The sequence below is a fragment of the Streptomyces sp. NPDC004266 genome, assembly GCF_042874095.1.
Lineage (GTDB): Bacteria > Actinomycetota > Actinomycetes > Streptomycetales > Streptomycetaceae > Streptomyces.
Map to the genome: position 1 here is coordinate 82,484 of NZ_JBIAMM010000002.1, position 11,367 is coordinate 93,850.

The 11,367-nt window shown below is 76.6% G+C and carries 9 protein-coding genes; 4 read left to right on the forward strand and 5 right to left on the reverse strand.

Features of this window, described 5'->3' with window-relative positions; genetic code table 11:
• Positions 1-43: 43 nt before the first annotated feature.
• From ACFYUZ_RS05105 to ACFYUZ_RS05115, 3 genes are all read right to left on the reverse strand, one after another.
• The gene (locus ACFYUZ_RS05105) at positions 44-2,149 is read right to left on the reverse strand and encodes an FUSC family protein (RefSeq protein WP_389306419.1); all 2,106 of its coding nucleotides are present in this window, start codon (positions 2,147-2,149) and stop codon (positions 44-46) included.
• A 224-nt stretch (positions 2,150-2,373) separates the two neighbouring features.
• Positions 2,374-3,516, reverse strand: coding sequence for a DUF2786 domain-containing protein (locus ACFYUZ_RS05110; protein WP_389306421.1), 1,143 nt, complete (start codon positions 3,514-3,516; stop codon positions 2,374-2,376).
• Entirely contained in the window at positions 3,492-3,884 is a 393-nt protein-coding gene (locus ACFYUZ_RS05115; protein WP_389306423.1) for a winged helix-turn-helix transcriptional regulator, read from the reverse strand. The genes ACFYUZ_RS05110 and ACFYUZ_RS05115 overlap by 25 nt, the downstream gene beginning before the upstream one ends.
• A 104-nt stretch (positions 3,885-3,988) precedes the next feature.
• On the opposite strand from ACFYUZ_RS05115, the gene ACFYUZ_RS05120 reads away from it, so the two are divergent.
• The 3 genes from ACFYUZ_RS05120 to ACFYUZ_RS05130 all read left to right on the forward strand — a co-directional run bounded on the left by ACFYUZ_RS05120 (position 3,989) and on the right by ACFYUZ_RS05130 (position 7,909).
• Positions 3,989-4,810 carry an NAD(P)H-binding protein gene (locus ACFYUZ_RS05120; protein WP_389306425.1) on the forward strand — a complete coding sequence of 274 codons (822 nt, stop codon included), beginning with the start codon at positions 3,989-3,991 and terminating at the stop codon, positions 4,808-4,810.
• 70 nt (positions 4,811-4,880) lie between these two features.
• Positions 4,881-5,822, forward strand: coding sequence for an ABC transporter ATP-binding protein (locus tag ACFYUZ_RS05125; RefSeq protein WP_389306427.1), 942 nt, complete (start codon positions 4,881-4,883; stop codon positions 5,820-5,822).
• Positions 5,816-7,909 carry an FtsX-like permease family protein gene (locus tag ACFYUZ_RS05130; protein WP_389306429.1) on the forward strand — a complete coding sequence of 698 codons (2,094 nt, stop codon included), beginning with the start codon at positions 5,816-5,818 and terminating at the stop codon, positions 7,907-7,909. The genes ACFYUZ_RS05125 and ACFYUZ_RS05130 overlap by 7 nt, the downstream gene beginning before the upstream one ends.
• A gap of 423 nt (positions 7,910-8,332) precedes the next feature.
• Here ACFYUZ_RS05130 and ACFYUZ_RS05135 read toward each other — a convergent pair whose 3' ends face one another.
• Both ACFYUZ_RS05135 and ACFYUZ_RS05140 read right to left on the reverse strand, forming a co-directional pair.
• Positions 8,333-8,878, reverse strand: coding sequence for a GNAT family N-acetyltransferase (locus ACFYUZ_RS05135; RefSeq protein ID WP_389306431.1), 546 nt, complete (start codon positions 8,876-8,878; stop codon positions 8,333-8,335).
• 34 nt (positions 8,879-8,912) lie between these two features.
• Positions 8,913-9,836 (reverse strand): NADP-dependent oxidoreductase, encoded by a 924-nt coding sequence (locus ACFYUZ_RS05140; RefSeq protein WP_389306432.1) that lies wholly within the window; start codon positions 9,834-9,836, stop codon positions 8,913-8,915.
• Between the two features lie 142 nt (positions 9,837-9,978).
• On the opposite strand from ACFYUZ_RS05140, the gene ACFYUZ_RS05145 reads away from it, so the two are divergent.
• Positions 9,979-11,223: a LuxR C-terminal-related transcriptional regulator gene (locus ACFYUZ_RS05145; protein ID WP_389306434.1), complete on the forward strand. Its 1,245-nt coding sequence runs from the start codon at positions 9,979-9,981 to the stop codon at positions 11,221-11,223.
• Positions 11,224-11,367: the final 144 nt, after the last annotated feature.

Here is an 11,367-nt window from a genome sequence, read left to right on the forward strand (position 1 = left end):
CCCATTGTCAATAGCTGGGAGAGGAGACGAGCCCCCGCCCGGTCTACGGGGACCGGGTCGACTCCATGAGGGCCGTCGTGAGCTCCTCCAGGCACTCCAGGAGCAGGGCGGCGCCCTTGTGGAGCAGGAAGTGGTCCGGCGGCTGCGCCGACCAGGCCGTGACCGTCTCGCGCAGGTCGTCCCAGTGCGGCTCCCGGTGCTCCCGCACCTCCTTCGCGCCCCGCTCCGTCGACCGGCGCAGGGACTCCGCGAGGACCGCCGCGGCGGGCACGGGCGGGGCGCCGCGCTCCGGCAGATGCGCCTCCAGGAGCATCGCCACCCGGCCGAACTCCGCGAGCGCGTGCTCGGCCTGCTCCACCGCCGCGTGCGAGAGCCCCCGGTGCCGCACCGGCTCGTGGGTCGCCCGGGCCACCGCCTCCTGCCAGGCGACCCGGGCCGCGCGGGTCCGCAGGAGCGCCTCCCGCACGTCGGGGCTGACCGGACCCGCCGGATCGGCGTACCGCGCGACGACGACGGCCGCGAACGCCCCGACCGACGCCAGCCAGTCCGCGAGCCGGCCGCGCAGCCGGGGCGTCTCCCAGGCCGGGTAGACGGCGTACGACAGCATCGCCAGGACCCCGCCGAGCAGGGTCAGCAGGACCCGCTCCCGTACGGTCTGGGTCAGGCCCGCGCCGGCCATGCCGAGCAGGAAGACGACGTACGCGGAGACGAAGGTCTGCCCGGCCGCGTACCCCGTCCCCATCAGCAGGTACATCCCGAACGCGCACGCCACCGCGAGCGCGGCGGACGGGTACGCCCCCGGATGCGCCGACTGGACGACCGCCGTCGCCAGCGCCACCCCGACCAGGGTGCCGCCGAAGCGCGCCACCGAGCGCGCGTACGTCTGCGAGAAGTCCGGGCGCATCACCATCGCCGAGGCCATCGGCGCCCAGTAGCCGTGCCCGAAGGGCAGCCACGTGCCCAGCAGATAGCCGGCGGCCGTGACCGCCGAGACGCGGACCGCGTGCCGCAGGACCGGGGAGTCGGGGCGCAGCTCGGCGCGCACGTCCGCCACGACGACCGGCACGAGCCGGAGGAGGGTGGGGCGGGTGCGGGTCCCCGCTCCTGCCGGGGTCCCCGGCGTCCCCGCCGTCTCCGGCGCCCTCACTGTCTCCGGCGTCCCCGTGCGCGGGTCCGCCGTCTCGACGACGTCGTCGAGGAGGGCCGTCAGGCGCAGGGCCGCCCGGCGGGACGGCCCCTTGAGGACCGCGCCGGTGTCCGGGGCACGGAGCGCGGCGGGGGCGGACGGCGGCAGCGCCACCGGCTCGCCGTGCCGGATCGCGTGCGCGGCGGCGTCCAGGACCTCGGCCGCCGCGGCCAGCAGCTCCCGCACCCGGGCCCGTTCCGGTCCCTCCTCCGGCACGCCGACCGCAGGGTCCGCGAGCGAGGCGAGCACCGGGCGGATCCGCTCCGCGAGCCCCCGCGCACCGTGCAGCTCCGCCGGGCGCGTACGGGCCTGGCGGGGCGTCACGGCGGCCGCGCTCCGCGCCGTCATGAGCGGTACGGGATCGAACGGGGCGACCGGATCGTGGCGCAGCCGGCGGGCGTAGTCCGCCTCCGCGGCGAGCGCGTCCGCGAGGGCGTCGCGCTGGGCGCCCCAGCGGCGGACGGGCAGGAGGACGACGAGCGCGGCCTGGACGACACCGCCCGCGAAGATCACGACGGCGTGGCCGGCGGCGGTGGCGACGGAGGTCGGGAGCGTGACCGTCACCAGCATGATCGCCACGTTGGAGGAGGCGATGATGCCGGCGGTCGGGCCCGCCGCCCAGGCCAGACCCGACAGGAACGTCCAGAAGACGAGCAGGGTGAGGAAGAGGGCCTCGTGGGCGCCCGTGAGATAGCCGAGGAACGTCGAGACGGCGAGGCTGGCGCCGGAGGCCAGGGCGAGGGTGGGGCGGGGGCGCCAGGAACGCTGGAAGGTGGCGATGGCCGCCTGGAAGGCGCCGAAGGCGGAGGAGACGGCGACGGCGGGGCCGAAGAGGGCGAGGGAGAGGCCGACGACCAGGGCGAGGCCGAGGGCGCCGCGGGCCGCGACGGCGGGTTCGAGCCGCCGCCGCTCGACGGTGAGCCCGGAGCGGGCGGTCTCCTTCAGCGCCCGGAGCCAGCTCATGGCCAGAGCGTATCCACGAACCCGCACGAAACGGGTGCCAACCCTACGAACCGGACGGCTGTCCGGGGCGGTGCCCACCCTCGTTGTGGGCAGTCGTTCCGCCGGGGCGGTGCCCACCCGCCGTTGTGGGCAGTCGTTCCGCCGGGGCGGTGCCCACACGGGCGGGGCGGAAGCCCCAGAGCGGGCGCCGTCCCGCGGGGCGCGGGTCCCCGCGGCGGGTGGCGTTACGGCAAGTGCGGGCGGTTCGGGTGGAGGCCCGCGGCGTCGGCCGCCGTCGCGCCGTGGTTCCAGCCCGCCTCGTCCCACGCCGCCCGCACCCGCGTCGCCCGCGTCTCCGGGAAGAGTTCGTCCGTGCGGGCCGACACCGCGACCTCGCGCGACGCGAGGGCCGGGAGGAGCGTCGGGGCCTCGGCCGCCACCCTCCGGGACGTCGCCGAGAGGCGGTCGCCGAGCCGGTTCGCGTACGCGAGGAGGAAGGACTGCCGGAACGACTTCGTGCGCTTGCGGCCGCCCGCCCGCTGCTCCGCCTCCGCCCGCGTCATCGCCGCCGTGCCCTGGACGAGGAGCGAGGTGTAGAGCAGCTCGACCGGGTCGAGGTCCGCCTCGAAGCCGACCACCGTCGAGAAGCCGTACACCTCGTTCCACACGGCCCGGCAGTGGTTCGCCGTCGCCACCGCGTCGAGCAGGATCGCCTTCGCCTGCTCGTAGGGCGGCTCCACCCCGATCCGGATGGCGCCCGGCGTCTCCGGGGACGGCGCGCCCGCAGCGAGCGTGGCCTCGTCCAGGCTGTGCCGGGCCATCAGTTCCTGCGCCTTCGCGGTGAGCGCCTCCGCCTCCTCCGGGTATCCGGTCGCCTCCGCCTTCGCGAGCAGCGCCCTGATCCGGGTGAGCATCCGCGGCTCGCCCGCGGCCGCGGGCGGCAGGGCCTCCCCGGGGACGGGTCCCACCGCGTCCAGGCGGGGCAGCCGGACGAGCAGCCGGTACAGCTCCAGGACGGTCGTCGCCTGCGAGAAGCGGTCCGCCGGGCGCCCGCCCGCCGCGTCCAGTTCGTCGATCTGCGCCTGCCAGCGGTGCGGCAGCCGCTCGTACCGGGCGGTCTCCGCCCTGATCAGCCCGGCGAGGAGCCGTACGTGCTCGTCGGCGAGCTCGCGGCGCGCCGTGCGGACCAGGTCGGCCGGCTGCCAGCCCCGTATCCACAGCGTCCGCACGAACTCCTCGCCCCGCCGGTCCCGTTCCGCGTCCGCGCCCGGGTCGGCGGCGAGCAGGGAGGCCGCCGTGTCGAGGGAGCCGTCGTCGCTCGCGTACAGCGCCTCGAAGGCCTTGTCGATGGTGGTGCCGCCGCTCACGCCGTGTTCCTCGCGTCCCATTCCTCGCGCGACCGGGCGATCACCGCGCGGTGGTCGAGCGACCAGTCGATCAGCTGCTTGATGAGGTGGGTCATGCTGTGACCGGTCTCGGTCAGCGCGTACTCCACCTGCGGCGGGGTCGTCGGGTACACCGTCCGCGAGACGAGCCCGTCCCGTTCGAGGCGGCGCAGCGTGAGCGTCAGCATCCGCTGCGAGACGCCGGTGACGAGCCGCTGGAGCTCCCTGAACCGCCGCGGCCCCGCCGCCAGTTCGACGACGACGTGCACCGTCCACTTGTCGCCGAGCCGGTCCTGGACGTCCCGCACCCCGCAGTCCTCGGCGCAGCTCACCAGGGGCACGGTGGTTACCTCCGTGTGCCCTTCCGACATCGATGTGCCTCCTTCCGCGATCTTCTCCGCACGGTGACGATGGTCCTCGAAGGCCTTCGACCCGTCCTCGATGGTCTCAGCCGTCACGACCCCTGGGGGAATCCATGCTGCTCGTCACCGGCGTCTCCGGCGCCCTCGGCTCGCTCGTCGCCGAGCGGCTCGCCGGCCGCGACGACGTCGTCCTCGGCACCCGCGCCGGGCTCCCCGGCACCCGCCCGCTCGACTTCGACGCACCGGAGACCCTCCCGGAGGCCTTCGCCGGCGTGGAGACCCTCCTCCTCATATCCGCCGGGTACGGGGAGGACGACGTCGTGATCGCCCGCCACGAGGCCGCGATCTCCGCCGCCGAGGCCGCAGGCGTCCGGCACGTCGTCTACACCAGCCTCTCCGGCGACGGCGACCACCTCGCGTACGCGCTCGCGCACCGCTGGACCGAGCGGCGGCTGCGGCGGTCCCCGACGCTCGACTGGACGATCCTCCGCAACGGCCTCTACGCCGAGCTCCTCACCTGGATCGCCGCCCCCGACGCCGAGCACCGCGTCACCGGCCCCCTCGGCGAGGGCCGTCTCGCCGCCGTCGCCCGCGCGGACCTCGCCGACGTCGCCGTCTCCGTCGCCACGGACCCGGCCGCCCACCGCGGCCGGACGTACGAGCTCGTCGGCGAGCGTCCCCTCGGCGGCGCCGACCTGGCGGCGGCCCTCGGCGCCGCGTACGCGCCCGGCACGCTCGCGCAGGCCCGTGCCGCGCTCGCCGCCTCCGGGGCCGCGCCCTTCCAGGTGCCGATGCTGGCGAGCACGTACTCGGCGATCGCCCACGGCTTCATGGACGGCACGGGCGTGGAGGGGGGCGACCTGCGCGCGCTGCTCGGCGGGCGCGAACCCCTCGACGCGCTGGACGTGTTCGTGAAGGCGGTACGGGAGGGGTAGGGCCAGGCCCACCTCCGGGACGCCCCGTGGTGGTCGTGATCGGAGCGGGCCGAGACGGTTCGCTTGAGCCATGACCTCGAACGCCGCCGTACGGCTCCGCCGCCTCACCCGGCACCACCGGGACGTCCACGCCCTCGACGGCGTCGACCTCGACTTCCGCACCGGGACCTTCACCGCCGTCATGGGGCCCTCCGGCTCCGGCAAGTCCACGCTCCTCCAGTGCGCCGCCGGGCTCGACCGGCCCACCGCGGGGACCGTGGAGGTCGGCGGCGTCGCCCTGGACGGGCTGAGCGAGCGGCGCCTCACGCTGCTGCGGCGGGACCGGATCGGCTTCGTCTTCCAGTCCTTCAACCTGCTGCCCTCCCTGACCGCCGCGCAGAACGTGGCCCTCCCGCTCCGCCTCGCCGGCCGTCGCCCGTCCCGCACGGAGGTACGGGAGGCCCTCGCGCGCGTGGGGCTCGCCGGCCGGGAACGGCACCGTCCCGGCGAGCTGTCCGGCGGCCAGCAGCAACGGGTCGCGATCGCCCGCGCGTTGATCACCCGGCCCGCCGTCCTCTTCGGCGACGAGCCGACCGGCGCGCTCGACTCGACGACGAGCCGCGAGGTCCTCGACATGCTGCGGGACCTCGTCGACCGCGACGGCCAGACGATCGTCATGGTCACGCACGACCCGGTGGCCGCGTCCCGCGCGGACCGCGTGGTCTTCCTGGTCGACGGACGCCTCGCGGGCGAACTGGCGGACCCGACGGTGGAGTCGGTCACGGCCCGGATGACGTCCTTGGAGACGGGCGGGGCCGGGGCGCCGCGGCGGGGCGGGGCGGGGCGCGAAGGCGCGGATCCCGGCGGGGGCGGGGCGGGGCGCGGCTGCGCCGATGGTGCCGATCACGGCGGGGGCGGGGCGGACGCGGGGCGTGTCGGTGGTGCCGATCACGGCGGAGTCGACGCGGACGCGGGGCGTGTCGGTGCCGCGCGCGGTCGTGCGGGTGCGCCGGCGGGGGGTCCGGCGTGCTGACCGTCGTCCTCTCCGGGCTCCGTGACCGCTGGGCCTCCTTCCTCGGCGGGTTCGTCGCCCTCGCGCTCGGCGTCGGGCTGCTCGCCACCATGGGGCTCGGCCTCTCCGCCACCTTTCACGCGCCCGAGCGTTCTCCCCAGCGGTTCGCGTCCTCCCCCGTCGTCGTCCAGGGCCAGGACCGGCTGACACTGGACGTGCGGCGCGGACCCGACACCGTGCCCCTGGAGCTGCGGCTCGACCGTCCACAGCCTGTGGACGGCGGGGTGCTCCGCGAGCTCCGCGCCCGCTGGACCGTCACCGCCGCCGGCGGCCCCGACGCCGTCGGCGTCGACGCCCCCGCCGCCGAGGTCCGGGCGCTCGTCGGCGACCGCGCCCGGGTCCTCACCGGGGCCGGGCGCGCGCAGGCCGACCCCGACCCCGAGCGGGACGCCCGCGCGCTCGTCGCCCTCAACGCCCTCCTCGGCACCTCCGGCGGCGTCACCGCCTTCGTCTCCGTCTTCGTCGTCGCCTCCACCTTCGCCTTCGCCGTCGCACTGCGCCGGCGCGAGTTCGGGCTCCTCCGGACCGCCGGAGCCACCCCCGGCCAGATCCGGCGGCTCCTCCTCGCCGAGGCGGCGGCGCTCGGCGTGCTCGCCTCCGCCGCCGGGTGCGCGCTCGGCGCCCTCGGCGCGCCCCTCCTCGCCCGGACCCTCGTCGACGGCGGCCTCGCACCCGCGTGGTTCACGATCGGCGGAGCCTCCTGGCCGTTCCACACGGCCTTCTGGACCGGCGTGGCCGTCGCGCCGGCCGGTGCCGTCGCCGCGTCCCGGCGGGCCGGGAAGGTCGGCCCGACGGCCGCGCTGCGGGAGGCGGACGTCGACGCCGACGCCCTGCCCCTCGGCCGGGCCGTCCTCGGCACGGGCCTGCTCCTGACCGGGCTCGGGCTCCTCGTCTGGACCTGCGCCACCGACCCGTCCGCGCTCCTCAAGCGGAAGACGTACACGACCCTCCCGATGCTCCTGATCACCGGCGTCGCCCTGCTCTCCCCGCTGCTCGTGCGACCGGCGGCCCGGCTGCTGCGGTCGCGCGGCGCGGTGGGGACGCTCGTACGGGAGAACAGCGCGGCCGCCGTCCGCCGCACCGCCGCCGTCGCCGCGCCCGTCCTCGTGACCGTGGCGCTCGCCGGGACGCTGTTCGGCTCGGCGACGGGCGTCACGCGCGCGAAGGAGGCGGAGTCGCGGGAGCAGACGGCCGCCCAGTACGTGGCGAGCGGCGCGGACCTGCGGCCGGTGCCGGCGCCGGCCGGGGCGGTCCTGTCCCCCACGGGGGCGACCTCCGTCTTCGTACGGGACGGGGAGGAGGCCGTCGTGAAGTACGGGGCGCGGGCGGTCGCCGACCCGGCGGCGTTCGCGGAGCTCGCCCGGCTTCCGGTGGTCGCCGGGGACCTGCGGGACCTGGACGACCGGTCGATCGTCGTCAACGAGGAGTTCGAGCGGCACCGGGTCGGCGAGACGGTGGAGGTGTGGCGGGCGGACGGAAGCGGTCCGGTACGGCTCCGGGTGGCGGCCGTCCTCGCACTCGGGACCGGCGACAGCGGGCCGTACGTCACCCGGGCGAACGCGCCGGGCTCCGCCCTCGACCGGATCGACGCGCGCGGGGGCGGGACGGCGACGGTCCGGGCCCTGGAGGCGAGCGGCGGGACCCTCGCGTCCGGGCGTCACGCGGGCGGCAACCCGCAGAACCGGCTCGGCATGATCCTGGTCCTCGGCATCGCCCTCGTCTACACGGTGATCGGCCTCGCCAACACCCTGTTGATGGCGACCTCCGTACGGGGCGGGGAACTGGCCTCGCTGCGGCTCGCCGGAGCCACCCGCGGGCAGATCCTGCGGGTCGTGACGGGCGAGGCGGCGCTCGCCGTCGCCATCGGCACGGGGCTCGGCCTCGTGGTGACGGGCCTCGTCCTGGGCACCCTGGGAGCGGGCCTCGCGGCCCTCTCGGCACCCGTGGTCCTGGCCCTGCCGTGGACGGTGATCGGCGCGGCGGCGGGCGCCTGCACGACGGTCGCGGTCGCCGCGGCGGCGCTCCCCGCGTGGCGCCTCACGCGCTGAGCGGCCATGGTGGGACGACGGGGCGGTGACCGGGGTCGGAGCCGGGTCACCGCCCCGCCCGCGCGGCCGGTGTCCGTGGGGTGCCCGCCCGCCCCACCCCCGTGCGGGCGGACGGACACCTGGGGACGCCGTGGGGGCTGCGCCCGGCTGAGCGGTGCCCCGGCCCACCGCCGTGTGGGCGATCGTCCCGCTGGGGCGAGGGGGTCCCCCCCCTGCTCGAGCGAAGCCGAGAGCTTGGGGGAGGGTGGGCACACGGGACGGCGCCCTTCGCGGCGCCTCCGCCTTACGGGCCTGGACCCGCACCACGTGTGTGCCGTACCGATGGTGACCGTCCAGGCGCGGGAGCCTCTGGCGCCGGCAAGGGCGCCGTCCGTTGTGCCCCGGCGGAACGACTGCCCACAACGGGGGGCACCGTCCCGGTGGCTAGGCGGGCCAGTCCGGGGACAGGACCGACCAGATCTCCTCGTCGTGCCGGACGCCCCGGTACGCGTAGCTGCCCCTCAGGACCCCGTCCCGCGTCATCCCCAGCCGGCGCGCCACCGCGATGCTGGGCTCGTTGTCGGAGGACACCACCCACTCCACCCGGTGGACGCCCCGCACCCGGATCGCCCAGTCGATGAGCGCCCGCGCCGCCCGGGTCACCAGGCCCTTGCCGACGCCCGCCGGCTCCAGCCAGCAGCCCGCCTCGGCGTAGGAGCCGTCCACGTCGAGCCTCCGGAGGATCACCGCGCCGACGAGCGTGCCGTCGGACCAGATGCCGTGGATCCGGCCCGTGTCGGTCGCCGCCTTCTCCGCGTACAGACGGAGGAACGCCCTGCTCGACTCCAGGTCCGTCACGACGTCCGGCAGGCCGTTGCGCGCGCCGATGAACTCCCGTCCCCGGTCCATGTGCGCGAGGAACTCCTCGGCCTGCCACGGTTCCAGCGGACGCAGTTCCGCGCCGTCGTCGCCCAGGGACATCGCGTACATCCGCGTCACACTCCTCCGTCGGGAGGAAGGGATGCTACGGGATCAGGACGATCTTGCCGCGTACATGACCCGACTCGCTCGACTCCTGGGCGCGGGCCGCCTCCTTCAGCGGCAGCGTCTCGGCCAGGCGGACGGTGAGCGCGCCCTCCGCCGCCAGGCGGGCCTGGGCGGTGAGGCCGCGCCGCACGTCGTCCGGGTCGCCCGTGACGCCGGAGAAGACGATGCCGTGCTCCTCCGCGTCCGTCGCCGCGATCGTCACGATCCGCTCCTTCGCCGCCTCGCCGCCGAGCAGTTCGATGGCGACCGGCAGCACGCCGTGCCCGGCCGCGTCGAAGACCGCGTCGACGCCCTCCGGCGCGGCGGCGCGGACCCGGTCGGCGAGGCCGTCCCCGTACGCGACGGGGATCGCGCCGAGTTCGCGCAGGTAGGCGTGGTTGGACTCCGAGGCGCTGCCGATCACCGTGATCCCGGCCGCGACCGCGAGCTGGACGGCCACCGAGCCGACGACGCCGGCCGCGCCGTGCAGGAACAGCGTCTCGCCCTCCCGCACCCGCAGCAGGTCCAGGACGCGCTGGGCGGTCTCGCCGGCCACCGGGAGGCTCGCGGCGGCCTCCCAGGAGAGCCCCGCGGGCTTGGGGGCGACGGTGCCGGCGATGGCGTACTCGGCGTAGGCGCCGGTCTTCGTCCAGCCGAGGACCTCGTCGCCGACGGCCAGGTCGGTGACGCCCTCGCCGAGCGCGTCGACGGTGCCGGCGAACTCCAGGCCCGGCACGGCGGGGAAGGTGGTCGGGTAGAACGCCTCGACCCAGCCGTAACGCCGCTTCCAGTCCACCGGGTTGACGCCGACCGCCGCCACCTTGACCCGGACCTCGCCGGGGCCGGGCTCCGGCTCGGCGACGCCGGTCTCGTGGCGCAGCACCTCGGGGCCGCCGAACTCCTCGTACACGATCGCTTCCATCTCAGCCTCCGCTGCTGCCCGTTCGATCTTCGATGCCCCAAGACTGCGCCCTCGGACACCTGCCCCCCGCCCTCCCAACGGCCAGTCCCACCTGTCCGAAAGACGGGCCGTCACCCGGCCGCCCCGCACTAGGCTGAACCGCATGGACGCGTCCACGCTGACCACCGCGTACGAGATCATCCGGCAGCCGCTCGGGGAGATCCTCCCCAAGGTCTCGGCCGCCCTCGCCCCGCTCGTCCCGCACGTCGACGCGGCCGAACTCTCCACCCACTGCGCCCACTCCCCCTTCAAGTCGCTCGGCGGTACGGAGCTGATGACCGCCGCCGAACTGACCCCGCTGCTCGCGGCCGGGGCCCCCGGCGCCCCCTGGCAGGGCCGTGCGACGATCGGCGGCCGCGAGCGCGAGATCGTCGCCGTCACCAGTCACGCGACCCGGCGCGGGGCGGTCCTCGTGCTCGTACGGGAGGACGGCGCCGCCCCCGTCGACACGGCCGCGCTCACCGTGGCGCAGGCGCTGTGGGACCTGGTCACCGGGCACTTCGACCGGTTCGCGACGGAAGCCGTGCCGGGCGCGCTCGCCCGCTCACGGGCCGCCGCCGACACCCGGGCCCGGGTCATCGCCGAACTCACCGGCGCGCACGCGGCCGCGCTCTCCGGCGTCCTCGGGGTGCTCCGCAGCCGGGCCCTCGACGACACGACCGCCCGCACCACCGCCACCGACCTCGCCGCGTCCGCGCTGATCGAGATGCGGGCCGAACAGCGGCGGGACCGGGCGCTCGCGGAGGAACCGGCGCAGGACGCCTTCGAGCGGCTCGCCGGCGAGCTCCGGCCGATGCTCCGGCACAGCAAGGTCCGGCTCGAACTGGGCGCGCCCGACTCGACGCGCTCGCTCGCGGCGGACGTCGCCCACAGCGCGCGGGCCATCGTCCGGTCGCTGCTCCTGATCGTCCTGGAGCAGGACTCCGTGCAGCGCGTCCACGTCGGCTGGCAGCTCACCGAGCACGAACTGCGGGCGTCCGTGCGGGACGACGGCGCAGGCGCGCTCGCCCCCTGCGACCTGGGCGCCGGGACGATCCGGGACCGGCTCGACGTGCTCGGCGGACGGCTCGACATGGACGCGGTCCCCGGCTGGGGCACGACCATCACGGCCGCCATCCCCCTCGCGACCCCCGAGGCGCCCGTCGAGGCCGCCCACCCGCTGACCGGACTCGGCGACCGGGAGGTGGAGGTGCTGCGGCACCTGGCGCTCGGGCACCGGAACCGGAGGATCGCGCAGGAGCTGCACATCAGCGAGTCCACGGTGAAGTTCCACGTCGCGAACATCCTGAACAAGCTGGGAGTCGACTCCCGGGGCGAGGCGGCGGCCCTCTTCCACGCGGCGGCGTGACCCGCCCCACCCCCGTGGGGGGGGGGGGGGGGGGGGGGGGGGGGGCCCCCCCCCCCCCCCCGGGGGGGGGGGCGGGGGCCCCCGCCCGGGGGGGGGGGGCGGCCCCCCGGCCCCCCCCGCGCCCCCCCCCCCCCCCCCCCCGCC